20 protein-coding genes are annotated in these 20,148 nt (G+C 67.6%); 9 read left to right on the top strand and 11 right to left on the bottom strand.

Annotated elements, in window-relative coordinates; genetic code table 11:
* Nucleotide 1 precedes the first annotated feature (1 nt).
* Nucleotides 2-235 (bottom strand): DUF2249 domain-containing protein, encoded by a 234-nt coding sequence (locus VJ162_RS11275; protein WP_324664364.1) that lies wholly within the window; start codon nt 233-235, stop codon nt 2-4.
* A 59-nt stretch (nt 236-294) separates the two neighbouring features.
* On the bottom strand, nt 295-663 hold the full coding sequence (locus VJ162_RS11270; RefSeq protein WP_324664363.1) for a cupin domain-containing protein: 369 nt from the start codon (nt 661-663) through the stop codon (nt 295-297).
* An 87-nt stretch (nt 664-750) separates the two neighbouring features.
* Between VJ162_RS11270 and VJ162_RS11265 the strand changes: the two genes are divergently transcribed.
* Entirely contained in the window at nt 751-1,281 is a 531-nt protein-coding gene (locus VJ162_RS11265) for a hypothetical protein (RefSeq protein WP_324664362.1), read from the top strand.
* Here the strand turns inward: VJ162_RS11265 and VJ162_RS11260 are convergent.
* Together VJ162_RS11260 and VJ162_RS11255 are read right to left on the bottom strand one after the other, a co-directional pair.
* Entirely contained in the window at nt 1,278-1,499 is a 222-nt protein-coding gene (locus VJ162_RS11260; RefSeq protein WP_324664361.1) for a DUF2249 domain-containing protein, read from the bottom strand. The two genes, VJ162_RS11265 and VJ162_RS11260, sit on opposite strands and share 4 nt — an antisense overlap.
* A 53-nt stretch (nt 1,500-1,552) precedes the next feature.
* Complete coding sequence (locus VJ162_RS11255) at nt 1,553-2,203, bottom strand: helix-turn-helix domain-containing protein (protein ID WP_324664359.1); 651 nt, start codon at nt 2,201-2,203, stop codon at nt 1,553-1,555.
* A 107-nt stretch (nt 2,204-2,310) separates the two neighbouring features.
* Between VJ162_RS11255 and VJ162_RS11250 the strand changes: the two genes are divergently transcribed.
* Together VJ162_RS11250 and VJ162_RS11245 are read left to right on the top strand one after the other, a co-directional pair.
* Nucleotides 2,311-2,724 (top strand): SRPBCC family protein, encoded by a 414-nt coding sequence (locus VJ162_RS11250; RefSeq protein ID WP_324664357.1) that lies wholly within the window; start codon nt 2,311-2,313, stop codon nt 2,722-2,724.
* Between the two features lie 47 nt (nt 2,725-2,771).
* Nucleotides 2,772-3,077 carry a CGCGG family putative rSAM-modified RiPP protein gene (locus VJ162_RS11245; RefSeq protein ID WP_324664356.1) on the top strand — a complete coding sequence of 102 codons (306 nt, stop codon included), beginning with the start codon at nt 2,772-2,774 and terminating at the stop codon, nt 3,075-3,077.
* A gap of 258 nt (nt 3,078-3,335) precedes the next feature.
* On the opposite strand, the gene VJ162_RS11240 is transcribed toward VJ162_RS11245, so the two are convergent.
* The 4 genes from VJ162_RS11240 to VJ162_RS11225 form a co-directional block, all read right to left on the bottom strand.
* Nucleotides 3,336-3,908, bottom strand: coding sequence for a plastocyanin/azurin family copper-binding protein (locus VJ162_RS11240; RefSeq protein WP_324664355.1), 573 nt, complete (start codon nt 3,906-3,908; stop codon nt 3,336-3,338).
* A 264-nt stretch (nt 3,909-4,172) separates the two neighbouring features.
* On the bottom strand, nt 4,173-5,327 hold the full coding sequence (locus VJ162_RS11235) for a multicopper oxidase domain-containing protein (protein WP_324664354.1): 1,155 nt from the start codon (nt 5,325-5,327) through the stop codon (nt 4,173-4,175).
* A gap of 325 nt (nt 5,328-5,652) precedes the next feature.
* The gene (locus VJ162_RS11230; protein ID WP_324664352.1) at nt 5,653-7,938 is read right to left on the bottom strand and encodes a nitric-oxide reductase large subunit; all 2,286 of its coding nucleotides are present in this window, start codon (nt 7,936-7,938) and stop codon (nt 5,653-5,655) included.
* Nucleotides 7,939-8,240: 302 nt separating this feature from the next.
* Nucleotides 8,241-8,747 (bottom strand): universal stress protein, encoded by a 507-nt coding sequence (locus tag VJ162_RS11225; protein WP_324664350.1) that lies wholly within the window; start codon nt 8,745-8,747, stop codon nt 8,241-8,243.
* Between the two features lie 280 nt (nt 8,748-9,027).
* Between VJ162_RS11225 and VJ162_RS11220 the strand changes: the two genes are divergently transcribed.
* Genes VJ162_RS11220 through VJ162_RS11210 form a run of 3 tightly spaced genes read left to right on the top strand, consistent with a single transcriptional unit; the run spans nt 9,028 to nt 12,525 of the window.
* On the top strand, nt 9,028-10,137 hold the full coding sequence (locus VJ162_RS11220; RefSeq protein ID WP_324664348.1) for a Gfo/Idh/MocA family protein: 1,110 nt from the start codon (nt 9,028-9,030) through the stop codon (nt 10,135-10,137).
* Nucleotides 10,134-11,054 carry an NAD-dependent epimerase/dehydratase family protein gene (locus VJ162_RS11215; RefSeq protein ID WP_324664346.1) on the top strand — a complete coding sequence of 307 codons (921 nt, stop codon included), beginning with the start codon at nt 10,134-10,136 and terminating at the stop codon, nt 11,052-11,054. Before VJ162_RS11220 ends, VJ162_RS11215 begins: the two co-directional genes overlap by 4 nt.
* A gap of 1 nt (nt 11,055) precedes the next feature.
* Nucleotides 11,056-12,525, top strand: coding sequence for a flippase (locus VJ162_RS11210; protein WP_324664343.1), 1,470 nt, complete (start codon nt 11,056-11,058; stop codon nt 12,523-12,525).
* On the opposite strand, the gene VJ162_RS11205 is transcribed toward VJ162_RS11210, so the two are convergent.
* Complete coding sequence (locus VJ162_RS11205) at nt 12,522-13,922, bottom strand: PQQ-dependent sugar dehydrogenase (protein ID WP_324664340.1); 1,401 nt, start codon at nt 13,920-13,922, stop codon at nt 12,522-12,524. The two genes, VJ162_RS11210 and VJ162_RS11205, sit on opposite strands and share 4 nt — an antisense overlap.
* A 294-nt stretch (nt 13,923-14,216) precedes the next feature.
* Here VJ162_RS11205 and VJ162_RS11200 point away from each other — a divergent pair, with 294 nt between their 5' ends.
* Genes VJ162_RS11200 through VJ162_RS11190 form a run of 3 tightly spaced genes read left to right on the top strand, consistent with a single transcriptional unit; the run spans nt 14,217 to nt 17,739 of the window.
* On the top strand, nt 14,217-15,230 hold the full coding sequence (locus VJ162_RS11200) for a LamG domain-containing protein (protein ID WP_324664338.1): 1,014 nt from the start codon (nt 14,217-14,219) through the stop codon (nt 15,228-15,230).
* Nucleotides 15,230-16,555: a hypothetical protein gene (locus VJ162_RS11195; protein WP_324664336.1), complete on the top strand. Its 1,326-nt coding sequence runs from the start codon at nt 15,230-15,232 to the stop codon at nt 16,553-16,555. The genes VJ162_RS11200 and VJ162_RS11195 overlap by 1 nt, the downstream gene beginning before the upstream one ends.
* 26 nt (nt 16,556-16,581) lie before the next feature.
* A complete protein-coding gene (locus VJ162_RS11190) occupies nt 16,582-17,739 on the top strand; it encodes a glucosamine inositolphosphorylceramide transferase family protein (RefSeq protein ID WP_324664334.1) in 1,158 nt (385 codons plus the stop codon).
* A gap of 26 nt (nt 17,740-17,765) precedes the next feature.
* On the opposite strand, the gene VJ162_RS11185 is transcribed toward VJ162_RS11190, so the two are convergent.
* Both VJ162_RS11185 and VJ162_RS11180 read right to left on the bottom strand, forming a co-directional pair.
* A complete protein-coding gene (locus VJ162_RS11185) occupies nt 17,766-18,779 on the bottom strand; it encodes a glycosyltransferase (RefSeq protein ID WP_324664332.1) in 1,014 nt (337 codons plus the stop codon).
* Nucleotides 18,780-18,906: 127 nt separating this feature from the next.
* Nucleotides 18,907-20,079, bottom strand: a complete 1,173-nt coding sequence (locus tag VJ162_RS11180) for a hypothetical protein (RefSeq protein ID WP_324664330.1) — start codon at nt 20,077-20,079, stop codon at nt 18,907-18,909.
* Nucleotides 20,080-20,148: the final 69 nt, after the last annotated feature.

The raw sequence follows: 20,148 nt of genomic DNA, 5'->3' as shown, positions 1-20,148 counted from the left end.
GTCACTGTTTCGGGAGCGTCGCCACGAACTCGTTTACGCCCTGGCGCTCACAGCTGTAGTTCTCGGCGTCGAAGGCCTCGACCTCGGCCTGGAACTCGTAGAACAGCGGTTTCGGGTCGTGGTCGTTGACGATTTCGAGCCGTTCACCGCTCGCCAGGGCCTCGAACGCCGAGTGAATCTTGGGGTGTCGCTCCGACGGCGGTACGTCGCGCAGGTCGAGTGTCTCTGCTGGCATACACCGACGGTACGCCGCCATCGACCGAGTAGCTGCGCGCGAACACGTTCGGGTCGCACTCACTCCGGCTCGAACGTCCCTTCGGCGAGGCCCCGGCGGACGGGTTCGTGGGCCGCCTCGCCCGGCGGTGGGGCGGTGACGAGTGTGGCTTCGAGTTCCGTCTCGGCGCGGACCCCGCGGGCTTTGCCGGCCGGCACCACGACGACCGAGCCCGGTTCTACCTCGTGTGTTCGGTCGCCCTCGCGGACGATGCCGGTCCCCTCGTGGACGGTGATAGCCACGTCGCTGTCCGGCGCGTGGACCGGGATGAACTGCCCCGGTCTGAAGTATCCAAGCACGACTTTCTGTGCGTCCGATTCGTGGAGGACGTGTGCGTGAAACCGGTCCGACTCGTACTCGCGGTCACTGTCGAACGCTGTCGCGACCATAGGAACCCCTCGTCGGCCGAACGGCTCCCTGTTGTGCCGAACACGTTCGGGGATACGGATAGACTCATCGCGACCATACTGGCGTCTATGAACGTCCCGAACCCGTTCGCGACCGACGGCGACGACACGTTCGACGCGTACGACGAGTTCGTGCCCGAGTCCGTCCCCGAGCCGGGCGCCTTCATCGCCGACCACGACGTGCTGACCGGGGCAGACCACCTCGCCACCCACCGGCTCGCGCGCTCGCTGTTCGAAAAACGGGGCGTGTACGACATGACCTTCGGCTACAACCTGGCCCGGCTTAACGTCGACCGCCGACACCCCGACGCCGGGTTCCGATACGCTCGGGAGGCCGACGACGACGCGGTCCTCCGCGCGGAGTTTACTCCCACGACCGAGTTCTGCCCGCAGAGCGACACGCTCACCGCCGGCGCGATGCGGGCGTTCAACGGCGAGAGCCACCGCCACGAGTACGACCTCGTCCGGGTCCGCGTCGCGCCCATACACCAGGAGGCCACGGCGATAAACGGGAAGCTCAAACAGCAGGAAGCGGCGCTGCGGGACGGCGAGGACGTTCCGGCCGGTGAGACGGCCGAATCCGGCAGTCCCCCGTTTTAATCGGCGTGGCGTATCCGGACGCGCCACTCGTCCGCGGTGACGCGCTCGCTCTCGTACTCGAATCCGCGGGTCGTCAACACGTCGTACAGCGGCTCCGGCTCGAAACTGTTGACCAGTTCCAGGGTCGCGCCCTCGTCGAGTTCGTCCAGGGCAGCGACGATATCCCCGAACGGTTCGCCCTCGACCTCCCGGACGTCCAGTACGGTATCTGCCGTCATATCCGTCGTATTAGCGGTGTCACCGAGTAGCGATTGCCCCGAACATATTCGAATCAGACGGGCGATATGTCCCCGATGATCTCCCGCTTTACGTACTCCTTGATGATGGCCTCCTCCGCCCGGTGGAGGGTGTTCGAACAGGTGGACTTGGCGATGTCGATTTGCGCTGCGAGGTCGGTCAGCGAACACTGGCGGGGCGTGTCGTAGTAGCCGGCCTCGACCGCCGCCTCGATGACCTCCTGTTGCCGGTCGGTCAGCAGCCGCTCCTGGTCCGGTTCCTGGCGGATGTACTCCACCGAGAAGGAGATGCCGAACTCGTCCAGTTGCCCGCCCAGCTCCGAGAGCTGTTCGGTCGGGGCCGTCACCGACCAGGTCACCTCGCCGTCCCTGATGTCGAACGGCATTTCGAGGGGGACGTTCGACCCGCGAGCCGGCAGGAGCAAGAGGGGGTCGGAGGTCTCGAACTGCACCAGCGCCTCGTCGTCCCGCCGCTGGAGCGTCTCGATGTCGGTGACGTCGTCCTGTGCGCCCATCGACGCCACGACTTCGTCCGTCGTGGGGCCGGTTATCTCCACCAGCCCGACCCCCGACAGCCCGTCCGGGATGGCCGCGAGCACGCGGATGCGGGTCTCGGGATAGCTCCGAGTGATCTCACCGAGCCAGACCTCTTCGGGCACAGTGAGTCTGAGTTTCGCGTTTGGCATACGTCCCGGTAGTCGGTCCGCAATACCGTCAGTGTTCCCGAACATGTTCGCCGACACTGGTCCCACTGTCCGGAACATTGGCCCGGGTGGGGCGACTACGCTCAACTATGGAAACCGTCACAGTAACCGAGACGCTCGACGCGGACATCGACAGCCTCCGGGACGCGATAACCGATGTCGGGCCGTTCATGCGCGCCGCCGAGTTCGACGACGTGGCCGTCGACGGCGATACCGTGTGGATCACCAACCACGTCGGCCTCGCGACCATCGAGCTGGAGCTTGAAGTCGTCGAGGACAGCGACGCGGTCCTCGTCTACGAGCAACGCGACGGCATCTTCGAGGAGATGGTCACCCGGTACACGCTGCGGGAGACCACCGAGGGGGTCGAAGTCGAGGCCACCACGGAGTTCGCCGTCCGGGCCCGGCTCGTCGGCCCCGTCCTCGACGCCACCGTCGTCTCCCGCCAGCGCCGGCGCGAGTTGCGGGCCCAGTTCGACTACCTCGCGTCGCTCCCGGAGTGAACATGTTCGGCACACGGGCTACACCGACGCGAGTCGAACTAGCCCGTATGACCGCACACTCTCACGACTCGGTCGAACCGGTGACCGACCACAGCCACGACAACTCGTGGTCGGCCAACCTCGAGAAGCCCCACCACGCCGACGACGAGGAGCTGGTGCTCTCGCAAGCGGCGGCAGCCATCGAGTGGACGGTGCCGGGGAACCACGTCAACCTCGTCACGCACGCGAACCACGGCCACCCCGAGAGCTACCTGTACCCGCATCTCGACGACGCCTACGGCGACGATATCGACGTCGAGTACGTCAAGCAGTGTGGCTGTGGCGGCCACGTCACCCGCGTCCACGTCCGCTGAGACCGACGGGTCGCCGTTCTCCCGACGGCGGTCCCGTCCCACGAGCGTCGTTGCTCCGTGACTGGAACCGCGATTGGGGTCCGAACCCGTCGGGATGCCGTCGCCGGTATCGTCGAGACGCCGGTTGGCGAGGACACCGCTGGAAGCGACTCCCCGGAAGAGCCATCCGAGAACGTCCGCTGCCGCGGCCGGGAGACGCCCGGACCTGGGTCACCCCGCTGGTTCGCTGACCGACCGAGTCGCGGCGGCTTTCGTCTTCTAGAAGTCCGAGTAGGCGACACTACCCGAGTCGACGATAGTCTGGCTCTCGGGTACGTCACCGTCCGGGGGCATACTCCCCTCGGCAGGGCCGCCCGGCTCCCCGACGACGATGCGACCGACCATGCCCAGCGACTTGTGGGGGCCACAGAAGTAGTCGTACGTCCCCGAGGTCTCGAACGTGTGCTCGAAGGTCGCGCCGGACTCGGTGAATATCTGGCTCTCCCAGGACTCGGCGCCCTCGGGGATACGGGTCGTCGACGCCTGCCCGACCCCGTCCTGGTACGATAGCGACGAGTGACTGCCGCTCTCGTTTTCGAACGTGACCGTGGTTCCCGGGTCGACGGCGAGACCGATCGGGTCGAAGTAATACTCCCCGCCCTCCGTGACCATCTGTACGGTCGTTCCGTCGACGGGACTGGACGATGAACCGGAGGAATCGGACTGTGAATCGGTGGACTGTGGAGTGTCCGCTCCCCCAGTGTCGTCGGAGCCACCGCTACAGCCGGCCATCCCGACGAGTCCAGCAGTCAACGCGGCGCCGCTCGTTTTCAGGAGTTGTCGTCGTTCCATATGCATCCTATCGAGCCTAGAGTAGTGAGTACAGTCCCGAATATGTTCCCATATTTCCCTGGAAGGGTCCCTCGCCGCTCCCGCTGGGGCGCCGTCCCGGTCCGGCAGCCGCTGGTCGGATTCGAGTCCACCGGGGCACGCCACCGACGGCGACAAAAATAGCGACAGCACAACGGCGAGTCCGGACTGAGTGTCCCGGACAGCACGACGAGCAAAACGGAGACAGTCTCCGCCTACAGCCGCGGATAGCCGCGCCGACGGTGACTACTGGCTGTAGCCAGCGTACTCCATGAGCTGGTTGAAGATGTCCGTGTCCATGACGGACTTATAGACGACGCCGGTGAGCATCCCGCCGGGGTAGAACGACCCGTTCATCACGTGGTTGACCTTGTGGCAGTGCATCAGATAGATGCCGGGGTCGGCATCGGCCGTGAACTCGATGGTGTGTCGTTCAGCGGGGGCGATGTTCGTGACGTCCATCTCGTGTCGGGCGGCCTGTGGAATCGTCCCGCCGTCCTTCTCGACGCGCTGGAAGCGGTGGTTGTGAATGTGCATCGGGTGGGACATGTACCCGCCGTTGACGAGGTGGACGCGGACGGTGTCGCCTTTCTCGACGATGAGCGGCGAGCCCTTCTCGGGGTGGAGCGTCCGCGGGGCGCTCTTGCCGTTGACGGTGAACACGTCGGGGTTTCGACTGGTCGTGTCGTAGCTGAAATCCGTCTCGCCGGCCCACTTCTTCGGGATTCGGGAGTCCCAGTCCTTGATCGTCAGGAAGTACTCGCGGTCGGCCGGTTCGTACCCCTCGGGGTCGACCCGGTAGATGCCGTACATCCCCATATCGATGTGGCGCTGGGTCTGGAAGTGACAGTGATAGAGGTGCGTCCCCGGGACGTTGGCCGGAATTTCGTACGTGTGTTTCTCGCCCGGCGGGACCTCTATGCCCGTCGTCGTCGGCACACCGTCGTTCTTCCAGGTCTTCTGGACGCCGTGGAAGTGAATCGTGTGCGCCCGGCGCCCGTTGGTGTTGTCGAGTGTGACCTCCATCGCGTTGCCCTCGGTCGTCCGGAGGACCGGCCCCGGGACGCTCGGGTCGTTGTCGTCGGCCTGCCACGCCCAGACCCGCGGGAACTCGACGGGACCGCCCATCGTGTCGGTCGGATGGGCGGCGTGGCGGGCCTGCTTGGTCTTCATCGTTACCGCCCCGCCCTGTTCGTCTACGTTGACGACCGATGGCGGGCTCGTGTAGGGTAAGTCGTCCGCGTCAGCCTGTGAGCGAGCCGGGGAGTTCGTCGCTGTGGCCGGTGTGTCCGAGCCGCCCGTCGAACAGCCCGCCAGCGCCGAAACGCCGGTTGCGCCGGTCGCCGTGAGAAATTCCCGCCGCGACAGTCCTGTGCCAGGGGCACCGAAACGGTTGGTCATGATACGCTCGACGCTTTGCAGTGCTCCGGTATAGGGGGACGGCGGATTCCTAATTCGCGGGACAGGGCACGAATATGTTCGCCGACAGCCGGATACGTATGACAGGGGAACGTACGTGGTTCGGCCCGGAAGCGGCGACCGGTCCGAATAGCCGGCGGCTGTTCGCCGAGCGGTACCGGATAAATATCGCGACACGTCCTGCGGAGCCGCCGTGGATGGTCCCGAGGTCGGTGCCAGCCGACGCTCATACTGGTGGCTGTAACAAACTGAAGTAATTCGCCACCCCGGGGTGGCGAATATCTTTCCGAACTTACAGCCACCAGTATCAGTCGTCGTTGAGAACGCCCTCTGCCACGGCCATGTCGTCGACCGCGGGGTCGTCCTCGGACTTGCGGAGGACGAACCGCTTGCGCACGAGGTCCGCAGCGTAGATGACCGTCCCGAGGATGAGCAGCGTGTCCCCGGGGAGCCGGGCCCAGAACAGGGTCTGGACGAGCGGCTGGTTGTAGAAGGCGAGGCTGCGCCCGGCGGCGTAGCTCCCCGTGAACACCGCTTCGAGCTGGAGGAATCCGACCGGGAGGACGGAGACAAACACCATCAGCGCGAGCCCGACGTTCCAACACCAGAAGGCCGCGCGGAGCCACGAGCCGTCCCAGCGGCCCGGTTCGATGGCTATCTGGAGCATGTAGGTGACCATCCCGAGCGCGAGGAAGCCAAAGGCGCCAAACATCGCCGCGTGGGCGTGGCCGACCGTGAGGTAGGTCCCGTGTTCGTAGTAGTTGATAAGCGGGAGGTTGATGAAGAAGCCGAGCACGCCGGCGCCGACGAAGTTCCAGACCCCGCTGGCGATAATGAACATGAAGGGCAGCCGGTAGGGGAAGCTCCCGCCCTCGTTCATCGCCCGGTACTGGCCCAGCGCCTCATAGAGGATGAACACGAGCGGGATGAGCTCGAGCGTCGAGAAGACGCTCCCGATAGGCACCCACATGTCCGGCATCCCGACCCACCAGTAGTGGTGGGAGACGCCGATGACGCCGGTACTCATCACCAAAAGCGCCTGCAACATCACCGCCTTCTCCGCGCTGCGGCGGCTCAGCAGGTTCATCGACACCAGCGTCAGCCCGATGATGGCGACGATGAAGAACTCGAAGGCGCCTTCGACCCACATGTGGACGACCCACCAGCGCCAGAACTCAGTCACCGCGATGTTGGTCGACGGCGTGAAGAAGAACCCCGCGGTAAACAGCAGGGCGATGGAGCCGCCGGCGTACAGTATCATGTGCGCGAGGCCATAGGGCGGCTCGCGGTCCAGCAGCGGCTTGAGCCCTCGAATCGCGAGGACCGCCCAGAGCCCGAAGCCGACCAGCAGCCCGGCCTGCCATATCTTCCCGACTTCGAGGTACTCTAGGCCCTCGTTGCCCAGCAGCCACCACAGGTTCCCGTCGAAGTAGCCGTTCGCGCCGAGCCAGATGCCGCCCAGCCCGCCGACGGTGACCACGACGATGGCACCGAGCAGTCCGTCGACGAGCGTCGACTGGTGTTTCGGTTCGTGGCCGGTCAGCAGCGGCGGGAGGAACAGGCCCGCCCCGAGCCACGTCGCCGCAATCCAGAGGATACCCAGGTCGATGTGCCACGTCTTGGCCATCGCGAAGGGGAGTATCTGGAGGATGTGAACGCCGAATATCTCCTCGATGCCGAAGAAGCCGGCCCGTTCGATGTAGAAGTGCGCGAGCAGTCCGCCCAACAACACCTGTGCCAGGAACAGCCCGGCCGCGACCGGCACGAACCGCAGCGCGGACCGCTGGCTGGGGAAGACGCTCACGTCACCCGGCTCCGGCACCGAGAGCCCCTCGGTCGAGGGCTCGGGGAGTCGGACCGAACTGTACAGCCAGATGCCGAACCCGGCACCCGCGACCAGCAACACCATCGCGATGACACTCCAGGTCATCGCCGCAGCCGTGGCGTCGTTGCCGGCGCCGGGCGCGTAGGGCCACTCGTTCGTGTAGGAGTGGTCGCTGTTGGGTCGGTCAGTGTGGGAGAACCACGCCGTCCACATGGCGAAGTCGGCGAACTGCCGGGCCTCTTCTTCGCTGTCGATCATGTCCACGGGGACGCCCCGCTCGTGGCTCCCCTCGTGGTACCGCTCGACGTACTCCTCGCGGACCTGCTGGTGGGCGTACAGCTCCGCCGCGGAGTACTCGATGTTCCCGCCCCCGTAGTCGCTGTCCATGTCGGACCTGACGACGTCGTCGACGGCGGCCTGGTCCTCCGAGGGGAGGCTGTCGTAGCCGTCACCGTACCGCTCTTTGGCGTAGTAGGTCCGCATGAACTGGGTCTTCAGTTCGAGCGCGTCGGCGGTGTAGTCCTCGCCGTAGTACGCGCCGTTCCCGAGAATCGACCCGTGGTTCATCAGCCCGTCGCGCTGGAAGGCTTTCTTCCCGTCCCTGATGTCTTCGCCCGTCGCGACGGCCTCACCGTCCGGACCGACCATCCGGTCCGGAATCGGTGGGGCCTCCTGATATGCGAACCACGCACCTGCGCCCATGACGACGAGGTTGAAGATGAAGGCCGCCGCGATGACCTTCGCAATCGTCCTGCGCTGTAGCTCCATATCGATAGGTGCCTACTGGAGGGGGTAAACCGAATTCCCGAACATGTTACCGAACTCTCGCCGACCCACTGGCGAACAGGGGGCCACCGTCAGTTGTCTCGGCCACTGCAGTTCATACGTCCGTCCCACCGCAGTCGGCGCTTCTGTCACTCACTCGCCGGTGTGTTCCCTCGCTGCCGGGCCGACGCTCGCCCGGCGGGTGACGCCCCCGAGCGACAGCGGGGGCTGCAACGGCTGTCAGGTGCGGAGCGCGGTCTTTCCCCGTCCGGAACGGCCTGTTGAAAACGGTGGTGTCGAAGCCACTAGCTCTCTTTTGCACGAACCGTGAGGACCGGGACATCTGCGGTCCGGACCACCTTCTCGGTGACGCTGCCGAGGAGGTACCGGTCCACGCCGGTCCGCCCGTGGGTCCCCATCACGACCAGGTCCGCGCCCTCCTCGTCGGCGTAATCGAGGATGCGCTCGTAGGCGTTGCCACTGCGGACCGCCGTCTCGACGGTCACGTCGTCACCGACCGTGTCAGCGACGTCCGCGACGACGGTCTCGCCGTGTTCGGCGATGGCGCCCAGCCGCTCGGGCTCCTCGTTTGTCATTCCGGACGACTGGCCCGCGTCGTGTTCGCCGACCATGTCGGACTGTTCGATGTCGTCGTGGTCCCCGTGAACCAGTCCCGACGGCCCGAAGTCGTCCTGCGCCACGAACAGGACGTGCAAGACGGCGTCGTACTGCCGGGCGTGGTCGACGGCGTGGTCAAGGGCCGCGTCCGCGGCCTCGCTGCCATCTGTCGGGAATAGAACGTGATTGTACATGGTCTTCCACGTGAAAGTTAGACTGCCTGACTTTTAAAGATGGGGGGCGTGTACTGCAAACAGGTTTGTTCGGCGGTCGCTCAGCCGTGCCGACCGCCGCCAAACGGCCGGGCGACGGCGTATCACTCCCCGTGAGACCGCCTGTAACGAGCGATTGACAGGGGTCGTTGGTTCGGTCACAGCCACACCCCGGCCCGCGAGTTATGTAGTCATTCCGGCAATATCTGGCGGAGACAACCGCAGCAGGTGGGTTTATGGCGGTGACTGAACACAGGACGGTATGACTGAACTCGCCGTCGGGGTGGTCGGCGCCGGCTGGATGGCCACCGACTACCACGTTCCGGCGTTCACCTCGCATCCGCGGACCCGGGTCGTCGCCTTCGCGGAGCGCGACAGCGACCGACGGGCGACCGTCGAACGGGAGCAGTCGCTGCCGGGTTACGGGGACGCCGAATCGATGCTCGCCGCACACGACCTCGACGTGGTGAGCATCTGCACGCCGCCAAGCACGCACGAAGCCATCTTCCTGCAGGCCGTCGAGGCGGGCTGTCACGTCCTCTGTGAGAAACCGCTCGCGCTGACCGCCGAGAGCGCCCGGCGGATGGCCACGGCGGCCGACGAGGCCGGCGTCGTCACGCAGGTCGGCTACCTCCACCGGTACTACCGCAACTACGAGCGCGCCCTCGAACTGCTCTCAAACGACATGCTGGGCGACATCGTCGAGGTGAGTATCGCCCACCACTCGGCCCCGCCGTCGGTGGGCTGGTACTACGACCCCGCGCTCTCGGGCGGGGGCGTCGCCCGCGACCTGTTTCCCCACTCGCTGGACGTGCTCTTCGAGCTGTTTGGCGAGGACTGTACGGTGACCGACGCGTCGGTCCGCCACCTCCGCGACCGCGCGGTCGAGGACGCGGCGCGGGTGTCGCTGTCCTTTGACGGCACCGCCGCGAGCGGGGGGTCGTCAGACGAGCGCGGCGAGTCCGATGGCGTCTCCGCGGACGACGGAGGCTCATCAGACGAGCACAGCGAGTCTGATGGCGTCCCGGTCGAGCTATCCGCGACCTGGACACAGACCGAGGGCGTCACCCGCGTCCTCGTCGTCGGCACCGAGGGGTGGCTGGAGCTGGACTCGGAGACGCTTCAGGGTGACATCCACGGCCGTCCCTTCGAGTACCAGCACGGGGAGCTACCCCTGGTGGACATCGGCGTCGCGAACCTCTTTGGCGCCACCGACGAGGACGCCCACACCGCCCGGCTCCACGACTTCGCGGACCACGCCGCGGCGGGCGACCGCGAGACGGCGGCCCCGGCGAGCCGCGGGGTCGCCGTCGCCGAGGTCATCGACGCGGTGTACGGGCAGTGTAGCGTCGACTGGGGGGCCGAGCCGTGACCGTCCTCGTCACCGGCGCGGCGGGCTTTATCGGCCTGAACCTCCTCGCTGCCCTCGATGAGTCGGACTACGACCCCGTCGCGATGGTCCGCCCGAGTTCCTCGACGGCCCGGCTCCCCGACGGGATCGAGACCGTCGAGGCCGACCTCTCGGACCCCGAGTCGCTGTCCGCCGCCCTCAGCGGCGCCGACGGCGTCGTCCACCTCGCCGCGGCGGTGTACGACACCGCCAGTATGGCCGACACCAACGTCGCCGGCACCGAGCGGCTGGTCGAGGCGGCCACCGAGGCCGACCTCGACAGCGTTGTGTTCCTGAGCACTATCGGCGCCCACCCCGAGGTGCCGGCCGACGCCGACTCAACCTACCAGCAGTCGAAAGTCGCCGCCGAAGAGCTGCTCTTCGGCCGGGACCACCCCTTCGACGTGTCGGCCATCTACCCCACCTACATCTTCGGCCCGCGGGATTACCGGCTGACCCGCTACGAACACGTCCGGCCCATCGCGACCAACCGCGTGCTGGTGCCGCCGCTGTACACGGACGCGAAGTACAACGTCGTCCACGTCGACGACGTGGTCGGGACAATCACGCACTGTCTGGACGGCCACGCGGGTCGCCACCTCGTCACCGGGCCGAACCTCACGAACCGACAGTTCCTCACGACGGTTGCACGCCACACGCCGGGGGCCTGTCGGGTCGTGACCGTCCCCTACCCCGTCATCAGATACGGCGTCAAGCCCGCGATGGACCTGCTGTACCGGGTCGGCGTCTCGCCGGTGCCGGGCGCGGGCTTTACCGAGCGCGAGGACTTCGGGACGGTGCGGGACGACCTGACCGAGCGGGCGCCGGTCCGCCAGCGCTCCTGGCAGGCCGCCATCGGCGACACCGTGGCCTGGTACGAGCAGGTGGGACTGCTGTAGCATGCGCGGGCGTGGGCCACGCGGGACGCTCGCCCCGTCGCCGCTGGGGCGGACGATGAACCTCGCCCGCGCGAGTTCGCTCCTGTTCGTCGTCGAACTGCTCAACACGGCCATCGGCTTCTTCGGGACGGTCTACTTCGCCCGCGAGCTGGGCGCGACGCTGCTTGGCGTCTTCTTCCTGTTCGAGGCGACCCTGTACACGATGGCGACCGTCGTCGACTTCGGGCTGCGCGGGGCCGTCGAGAAGCGCATCAGCGCCGGCGAGGACCCCGGCCAGATGTTCGGCGCGGCCGTGGTCCTGAAGCTCCTGCTCATCGTCGTGGTCTCGGTCGCCGTCCTCGCGGTTCGGGAGCCCCTTGGGGCCTACATCGGGACCGACCTGGCCGTCGAGCTCGTCGGCGTGGTCGTCGCCTTCGAGCTGTCGATGCTCGTCGTCCACGTCCTCCAGGGGGAGCTGCGGGTCGCCCAGACCGCCGTGTTGCACTTCCTCCGGAGCCTGACGTTCATCACGGTCGCCGTGGGACTGCTCCAGTACGGCTACGGCGTCCGGGCGCTCGTCTGGGCGCTGCTGGTCAGCTACACCGTGTTACTGGTCGCCGGGAGCCTCCGGCTCTCGACCCCACTCGCCCGCCCCGGGCGGTACCACCTTCGGTCGCTGTACGACTACGCGAAGTTCAACGGGATCTGGGGGCTGGGCGGGCACGTCTACAACTGGATGGACGTCATCGTCATCGGCTTTTTCCTCTCGCAGGCCGCCGTCGGCGCCTACGAGCTGGCCTGGCGGCTGACGACGACGGCCATCATGTTCAGCACCGTCTTCGCCAAGGCCCTGTTCCCGCAGCTGTCGGCCTGGCAGGCCGACGGCGCCACCGAGAAGGTCCGGGACCTCATCTCGGACGCAATGACCACCTCGCTGTTGCTCATCGTCCCCTCCGTCGTCGGGGTCGCGCTCATCGGGCGGGAGATACTGGGGGTCATCTTCGGCCTCGAATACACCGTCGCGGCGGCCGCATTTCTAGTCCTGATGGTCGAGAAGCTCCCACAGGCCGTGAACCTCGTCTTCGACAAGGCCATTCAGGCCTTCGACCGCCCGAAATACGGCGCCATCGCCACCGTCGTCTCGCTTTCGATGAACATCGTCCTGAACGTCGCGCTGGTACCGAGATACGGGCTGGTCGGGGCGGCCGCCGCCACGCTGCTTTCGGTGGTCGTGAACACGCTGCTTCTGGGCTACTATCTCCGAAAGCTCACGCCGGTGCGGTTCCCGGTCCGGGACATCGGCTGGACCGTCGCCGCCGCCCTCGGAATGGGGGTCGCGCTGTGGGGGCTGACACAGCTGTTGCCAGTCGAGACGCCGGCAGTGCTTCTGGCGGCCGTCGCGCTGTCGGGGGTCGTCTACGGCGCCGGCGTGCTGGCGGCGCCGCCGCTGCGCATGAAGGTCATCGAGAACGTCCGGGACATCCGCGGTTAGCTCGTCAGCCGGTAGACGACGCCCTCGTCCGTCGAGAGCGGGTCGTCGGCGAGCGCCGCGCGGGTGCCCAGCACGTAGCTGTCCCCGTCGGCCTGCCCGAGCGAGAGCACCTGGATGTCCAGCCCGCCCTCGACGCGAACCTCGCGGGTCGGCCAGCGCCCCGACTCCTGTGGGGTCGCCGCGACGAGGCGCCCGGCCGCGCTGGTAAAGGAGCTGGTGAAGACGCCAAAGAGGTAGTCGTCCCGCAGAGGGCCGATATCCCCGGTGTGGACGTGCCCGCCGATGACGGCAAAGCCGACCGCGTCGCCCGCCTCGTCGAAGTGGGGAAACTCCAGTTTCGGGTCGACGAGGGGCTCTCCGCGCTCGGACTCGCGAACGCACTCCCCGCCGGTACTCGTGCCGAGCTGGGGGTCGTGACAGTGAAACCCCTCCTTGAGCGGCCAGCCGTAGTTGGCGCCCGCCTCGATGACGTTGACCTCCTCCCAGGTGGCCTGGCCGACGTCACCGGCGATGAGTCGGTCGCCGCTGAAGCCCATCTTCCAGGGGTTTCGCAGCCCCCAGGCGTAGAGTTCGTCGCGGCCCTCGCCCCCGACGAGGGGGTTGTCCTCGGGGATACCGTAGGGCAGGTCGCCGGTCCGGGAATCCACGTCGATGCGAACGATACAGCCCTTGAGCGTGTCGATATCCTGACCGCTGAACGAGTTCAGCCCGTCGCCGAGGGCCCCGTACAGGTAGCCGTCGGGACCGAACTCGATAGTGCCGGCCTGGTGGAGCGGCCGCGGCCAGGGCAGGTCCAGCAGGACGCGCTCGGACGATGTGTCGACGCCGTCCCGGTCTTCGGTCGCGGTGAACTCCGAGAGGAGCTCGCGGTGGTCCAGTTCGGGGTCGTCACTCGGTGCGCTGTAGCGGACGTACAGTTTCCGGTTCGTCTCGAAGTCGGGGTGGAAGGCCAGCCCCAACAGCCCGCGTTCGTCGTAGGCGACCCAGTTCGGGAGCCCCTCGCCCAGCGCGACCAGTCGGTCGGAGAGGTCCAGAAACGGGTCAGAGCGGAGTCCGTCGTCGCCGAGCCCGTAGACCTGTCCGACCTGGTCGAGAACGAACCGGCGGTCGTCGGCGGTGACGAGCGCGCTCGGCGAGACGAGCCCCGTCGCGACGGTCTCGGCGTCGACAGTCGGTCCCTGTTCGAAGTAGTTCGTCGGTCCGCCGCTATCGCCGCCCGGCCCGCCGGTGCCTGCCCGGGTTCCCGGCGGGGTCTGTGTCTTCCGGGCGTTGTCGCGCCCGTCGGTCGAACAGCCGGCGAGAACGCCCGCGACACCGGCGGCGCCGATGGTTCCCAGCAGGCGTCGACGTGAGAGCCGGGCGGCGCCGGACGAGCCCCCCTGTGGTTTCCGATGCATACGCCACCGATGTCGTGGGACCATATAACCGTTAATCAAACTCTGATGGGTCCTGTTGCAGGTATCCGGTATGTTCCGGCCCCGTAGACAGCGCGCCGGCCGCGACGTGTCCGGCCGCTCGCTTCCTTCGACAGTCACCGTCTGTTCTGCGACCGCTGCGGTTACACTGCTTGATAAGGCGCCGCCCTGTACGTGTTTAATCGGGAGACTCGGCGCGGCTGCCCGGTTGGTCCGAGCTATCATCGACGATAGTAGTAGAAAAGGATATATTTGCTGGTAGTGTACGGTACGAACATGGCAACCGAACCGCCGACAGGCGATGATGACGCCGCCCTGACACGGCGGACGATGCTGAAACTCACCGGTGTCAGTGCGGCCGCTGCGACGTCGCTCGCCGGCTGTCTGGGAACCGACAGGAACACCCAGTACCAGCTCGGCTACGGTGGGCACACCTGGGCGGTGGCCGCGGGGGTTTCCCCGGCGCTGCTCGCGTCGTCGCTCTCCGCACCGAGCGACGGACTCGTCGGCCACTGGCCCCTGGACGGGACCAGCGGCGCGGTTGATGACGCCGCCGGCGGGAACGACGGGACGGTCCGGGGCGAGCCAGAGCGGGGCGTCGCCGGCGTCTACGACACCGCGGCCGTCGCCTTCGGAGAGAGTCCGGACGACTACGTCGAGGTGCCCGACGCGGGCGCGCTACGTCCCGAGCAGCTCACCGTCAGCGGCTGGTTCAGGACCGACAGCGGCGAGAACAGCCAGACCGTCGTCCAGAAAGCCGACGCCCGCTACGGCGACCGCGGCTTCGCCGTGGAGGTCCAGACGACAAACAGCCTGCGTGCCCACGTCGGCGTCGAGAGCGGCCGGGCGTCGGTCAACCCCTGGGGCGTCCCAACCCAGGACGGCCAGTGGCACCACGTCGCCTGTACGTGGGACGGCGCCGCGTTGACCATGTACCTCAACGGCGAGGCGGTCGACCGCGACACGTCCCAGTCGGGCGCCGTCGTCCACGCCGACCGGCCGCTGTACATCGGCTACGGCGACAACGGCTACACCACCTACTACGACATGGACGGCGCCGTCGACGACCTCCGGGTGTACGACCGCGCGCTGTCGGCAACCGAGATCGGGGCGCTGTTCGACGGCGCCGGTATCGGGGAGACGCCGACCCCCACGCCCACGTCGACACCTACACCCACGTCGACACCTACACCCACGCCGACACCCACAGTGACGCCGGTGCCAAACGACGAGTTCGGCGAGGTAGGCTACGGCGACTACGGCTTCGGCGGCGCGACAGGAGACAACTAATGACAGACAACCACCAATACGAGACCCCGGCCGAGGGCAGCCTCAACTGGGACGAACCGCTGAACCGCAACTTCGAACGCATCGACACGGACGTCGAGATACGCGACACCGACGCGAGCCGCGGGAACTACGTGGCCAAGACCGGCGCGAAGTTCCTCGCGACCGACACCGGGAACGTCTACATCGGCGACGGCGGGGACTGGACCCAGCTGGGGACCATCGGCGATAGCGACTCGACGGTCGAGGGCGACGGCATTACTTCGCTGTTGCTCCAAGGCCTCGTCGTCGCGCTGGGCCGGAACAACTCGGCCCCGCAGTCGGTCGACCCGGCCGAGACGGACACACCCGTCCAGGACGCGCTCGACATCGCCGCGGCCGCGGGCGGCGGCGAGGTCCGCCTCCCGGCGGGCGTCATAGAGGAGACCGGTCCCATCCGGCCCTACGAGGAGACCCAGATACTCGGGCTCGGCATCGAGATATCGAAAGTCTCCATCACCGACCGGGACGCCGACGGTATCCTGTTCGACCGCGACTCGGGCGTGAGCCGCGTGAAACTCGACGGCTTCGCGCTGAACGGACCGGCCGGTGACCTGCCCACCGGCGTGGCCATCCACCACACGAACAGGGACACTCAGGACCTCTACGTGGGTCGCTTGCTGCTGTGGGGCTGGAACAACTCCGTCTACCGCGTCGACGAGGGCGTGGGCCCGTTCCAGTGTCGCCACGACCAGATAACCATCTACGAGTGCGACGCCGGCGACCAAGACGGCCTCTTCGAGTTTCGCTCGTGGTACGGGCCGGCCAACTGGTTCGGGACCATCGCAGCCTACCCGAGCGCGACCGTTAGCGGGCGGAACACGACGGTGTTTTACTCCCGGGGTGGCACCCAGACCGTCGACTATCTGACGATGGGTGGCTCCGCCGGCGTCGCCATCGAGCAGACCTGGGACAGCCTCATCGAGTTTGGCAACGTCCACTGGGAGCCCACGTCGAACCCGACGAACCCGCCGGCCATCGTCCGGCTGCTGGGCCAGGGGACCGCCGTCATCGACACCGTGAAACACGTCACCGGCGTGGCCGACTACGTCTACGAGGTCGGCTACGACAGCTACAACGGCCGCGGACCGGCCAAGAAGATACTCGGCCCCTACATCGAGCTGGGCGCCGAGGCCGACATCGCGAGCAACATCGTCAACCTCTCGTATCCGGCCGACGCGAGCAATCCGTCGCTGTACCAGGGCTCGCCCGACGACGTGGACGTCACCCACAGCCAGGGGTCGACCGGCGGCCTCCGCGCGCTCGGGACGGCCGGCACCGGGTTCTGACAGCGGCAGATAGGTTCCCGAGACGTGTGAGTTCAAGTATCCCCGTGACGGAGACGGAGCCAGCTAACATGGCCGACGACGCTTTACCGACCCGGCTGCTCGCCCACGCTCGCTACCGAACGGAGCCACTCGTCGGGCGGCTCAGACGGGCCGTCGGCCAGTCGACGCTGCTGGAACGGACCGTCTGGCACGCCGGCGAGCGGCTCCACATGCGCGAGCCGGCCGGCCGGCACCGCCCGGCACCGGTCGGCGTGTCGGGCCGGTACGACGGGGCGACGGTGCCGTCGTTCCCGACCGACGCCGACAGGGGGCCCGCGGTCTTCGAACCGGCCGGCGACATCAACCCGGTGCTGACAGCGGCCGACGTGACCGACTTCGGCCGAACGGACTGCGTTGCCGACCCCTTTTTATACGTCACCGAGGCCGGCGACTGGCACATGTTCTTCGAGGTGTACACGCACAACCGCGAGCCGACGGCGGCCATCGCCCACGCCGAGAGCGCGGACGGCTACGACTGGGCGTACGACCGGGTCGTCCTCGAAACGGACGAACACCTCTCGTATCCGTACGTCTTCCGGGCCGACGGCGAGTACTACATGGTGCCGGACCGGTGGGCGAAGGAACGCGGGCCGGCGGGGGTGACCCTCTACCGCGCCGAGCGCTTCCCCCACGAGTGGGAGCCGGTGGCCGACCTGGTCCAGCCGGCGACGCCGCTGCACGATTTCAGCCCGTTCCGCTGGGAGGGCCGGTGGTGGGCGCTGCTGGGCGACGGGACCGACCTCTATGCCTACTACAGCGACGAGCTCGAAGCGCCCGAGTGGACGCCACACAAGGCGAACCCGGTCGTCGAGGGGAGGCCAACGGCGGCCCGTCCCGGCGGCCGCCCCATCGTCTTCGACGACCGCGTGCTGGCGTTCTACCAGGACTGTTCCCACCGGTATGGGGAGCGAATCCACGCCTACGAGATAGCCGAGCTGACACCCGACAGCTACGTCGACGCGCCGCGTGCCGACTCGCCGGTCGTCAATCCCACCGGCGGGCTGGGATGGAACTCCGGCGCCATGCACCAGGTCGACCCCTGGTACGACGGCGAGGGGTGGCACTGCGCGGTCGATGGCAACTTGGGGCTCGGGTATCAGGTGCTGGGCGAACACCACTGGGCCATCGGCATCTACCGGGCCTAGGAGTCTGCCCGGCCCGAGCTTCGGGCCTACGGGAGCTCCTGTGGGACCGGCTCCGGCGTCGCCAGCCCCTGGAGGAACCCGACGCCGTAGCAGGTGTACTGGGCCAGCAACATGAGCGGAACGAGCAGGGCGAGTGCGGTCCCGCGGTCCCGGTACACCTGTCCCGTCGCGTAGCCGCTGACGACCAGGAACCCGAGTGCGAGCAGCGGAACGGCTCGGAGCCGGTGCGCCCGCAGGTCGGCAAGCGACGCCAGGGAGCCGCCAAACAGCGCCAGCGACGGCAGCGCCGAGTACCACCGGATGACCTTGCCGTGTCGGCGCTGGATGCGGGCCATCGCGTAGCCGTAGGAGCGGCTCTTCTTGCAGAACGCTCCGAAGGTGGCCGAGAGGTGATGAGAGACGGCGATAGCGGGGTCGAAAAGGAATCGGTGACCCGCCTCCGAGAGCCGGAAGTGAAACTCGGCGTCCTCGCCGACGTTGATGTCGCCGTCGAAGCGGTGCTGCTCGAAGACGGCCGCGTCGTAGAGCACGTTACAGCAGGCCACGGAGCGGACCTCCCGGACCCGGTCGATGGCGTGGGACTGTGGCGACCCGCCCGAACCGAAGACGGTCCCCTGGAGGCTGCCGACCAGCTTCGCGAAGGGCGGGTCCGACGGGAACGGGCGGTTCGGGCCGCCGACGCCGGCGATGTGGTCCCCGGCGTCCGCGATGCGGTCGACGTGCGAGCGGAGCCACGTCGCCGGGACCGCACAGTCCGAGTCGGTGAAAGCGGCGTAGTCGCCGTCGGCCAGGTCGATACCGCGGTTCCGACAGGCGCCGATGGTCCCGCCCTCGACGGCATGGAACGCGGCGCCGTATTCGGCCGCCAGCGCCTCGGTGTCGTCGGTGCTGCCGCCGTCGACGACGAGGAGCTCGTAGCGGTCATCCGGATACGTCTGGTCGGCGAGCGAGGACAGCGTCTCTCCCACCGTCGCCGCCGAGTTGTAGGTGACGACGACGACGGTGACAAACGGGTCGTCGTCGGGTGACTGGTCCGACACGGCTGTCCACTCGCGGGGTCGGCGAATAATCCTATCGGTGGTCGCGTTATACTGGCGGCTGTACGTCCCTAACGACATTCGACACCCCTGGGTGACAAATTCCGTCAGTTTGTCACAGCCGCCGGTATTACCCCAGTCCGACCCCGGCTGCCCCGAGCGCGCGGAGGCTCCCGGTGTCCCAGGAGCCGGCGACGTCGACATCACGGGCGGGGCCGAAGTAGAACGACGGGCGGTCGGGGTCGGGGCGGTTGCTGACGTGGACGACGTTCTCGCGGATGACGCCGCTGCCCTGTGTCGCGTTCGAGAGCATCGCGTCGCCGGCCCCGGCGGTGAGTTCGTAGACATACTCGACCGCGCCCGAGTCGACGATGACGTCGTCGATGCGCGTGACGGCGTCGTCGCCGATGGCGACGAGCGCCGACGGCACCGAGCGCTGTCCGACGGGCTCGTAGTGGAGCCGGCCGACGTGGAGGCGCCCGCCGGCCGTGTCCACCAGCCGGCCGGTCGTCGAGCCGACGGTGATGTGCTCGATAGAGAGCCCGCCCCCGCGCTGGTGGAGCAGCCGGCTGTCGGCGCCGCTGGCCGAGGCCGTCGGGTAGGCGACGACGGTCCCGAACCAGTTTGCCGGCCCGTACCCCGAGTGCCACTCGATGAGGGCGTCGCGGTCGCCGGCGTCGCAGTCGTCGATGCGGAGGAAGTCGTGGCGACACTGGAACGGACCGACGCCGTCGGCGACGCGGTAGACGGTGTTGCCCCACTCCCGGCAGTAGAGCCGGCCGACGTAGAAGTCGGCGGGGTCGGTCGCCGCGTCCCGCTCGTTGGGCCGGAAGTTGACCGCGACGCCGGTGTCGGCGTCGACGCCGGGGCCGCGCAGTTCGAAACCGTCGAGCTGGACGCGGTGGGTCCGCTCGCCGCGGTCGAACCGGATGCCGTCGGTCCCTCGTCCGCCGATCTCCAGCACCGAGACGTTCATCCCAAACCCGTAGATACCGGTGTTCTCGTGGGGTCGAATCGGCCCGCTGTCGGTGACGACGCCGGGCGGGAGGTAGACGCGGCCGCCGCTGTCGGCGACGGCGTCGAGGGCGTCCTGAACCGGCGTCTCAGTATCGGCCGTCTCGACGGTCGTCCGCTCGAAGTCCCGACCGACGGCGACGACGTGCCCGTCGGCCAGCGACTGGACGGCGGGCGGCGTGGCCTGTGTCTCCGTGGGCACGTCATCGCCCCCGAACAGCGAACAGCCGGCAAGCGGTGCCGCGAGAGCGAGTGCGAGAAACGGACGGCGGCCGATACCGGGGCTCATCGGCCCCCTGTCGGCGAATTTCTGGTATGTGACACACGAGCAGTGTTGGACAGGCGCCACGAAAGCGTT

Source organism: Haloarcula sediminis (genome assembly GCF_035656455.1).
GTDB lineage: Archaea > Halobacteriota > Halobacteria > Halobacteriales > Haloarculaceae > Haloarcula > Haloarcula sediminis.
Note: the sequence above shows the minus strand (reverse complement) of the source record. Positions and strands in the feature narration are given on the sequence as shown.

Excerpts from the sequence above, each read along its gene's own strand:
- VJ162_RS11275 (WP_324664364.1), bottom strand. The coding sequence starts at position 235 with ATGCCAGCAGAGACACTCGACCTGCGCGACGTACCGCCGTCGGAGCGA.
- VJ162_RS11270 (WP_324664363.1), bottom strand. The coding sequence starts at position 663 with ATGGTCGCGACAGCGTTCGACAGTGACCGCGAGTACGAGTCGGACCGG.
- VJ162_RS11265 (WP_324664362.1), top strand. The coding sequence starts at position 751 with ATGAACGTCCCGAACCCGTTCGCGACCGACGGCGACGACACGTTCGAC.
- VJ162_RS11260 (WP_324664361.1), bottom strand. The coding sequence starts at position 1,499 with ATGACGGCAGATACCGTACTGGACGTCCGGGAGGTCGAGGGCGAACCG.
- VJ162_RS11255 (WP_324664359.1), bottom strand. The coding sequence starts at position 2,203 with ATGCCAAACGCGAAACTCAGACTCACTGTGCCCGAAGAGGTCTGGCTC.
- VJ162_RS11250 (WP_324664357.1), top strand. The coding sequence starts at position 2,311 with ATGGAAACCGTCACAGTAACCGAGACGCTCGACGCGGACATCGACAGC.
- VJ162_RS11245 (WP_324664356.1), top strand. The coding sequence starts at position 2,772 with ATGACCGCACACTCTCACGACTCGGTCGAACCGGTGACCGACCACAGC.
- VJ162_RS11240 (WP_324664355.1), bottom strand. The coding sequence starts at position 3,908 with ATGGAACGACGACAACTCCTGAAAACGAGCGGCGCCGCGTTGACTGCT.
- VJ162_RS11235 (WP_324664354.1), bottom strand. The coding sequence starts at position 5,327 with ATGACCAACCGTTTCGGTGCCCCTGGCACAGGACTGTCGCGGCGGGAA.
- VJ162_RS11230 (WP_324664352.1), bottom strand. The coding sequence starts at position 7,938 with ATGGAGCTACAGCGCAGGACGATTGCGAAGGTCATCGCGGCGGCCTTC.
- VJ162_RS11225 (WP_324664350.1), bottom strand. The coding sequence starts at position 8,747 with ATGTACAATCACGTTCTATTCCCGACAGATGGCAGCGAGGCCGCGGAC.
- VJ162_RS11220 (WP_324664348.1), top strand. The coding sequence starts at position 9,028 with ATGACTGAACTCGCCGTCGGGGTGGTCGGCGCCGGCTGGATGGCCACC.
- VJ162_RS11210 (WP_324664343.1), top strand. The coding sequence starts at position 11,056 with ATGCGCGGGCGTGGGCCACGCGGGACGCTCGCCCCGTCGCCGCTGGGG.
- VJ162_RS11205 (WP_324664340.1), bottom strand. The coding sequence starts at position 13,922 with ATGCATCGGAAACCACAGGGGGGCTCGTCCGGCGCCGCCCGGCTCTCA.
- VJ162_RS11200 (WP_324664338.1), top strand. The coding sequence starts at position 14,217 with ATGGCAACCGAACCGCCGACAGGCGATGATGACGCCGCCCTGACACGG.
- VJ162_RS11195 (WP_324664336.1), top strand. The coding sequence starts at position 15,230 with ATGACAGACAACCACCAATACGAGACCCCGGCCGAGGGCAGCCTCAAC.
- VJ162_RS11180 (WP_324664330.1), bottom strand. The coding sequence starts at position 20,079 with ATGAGCCCCGGTATCGGCCGCCGTCCGTTTCTCGCACTCGCTCTCGCG.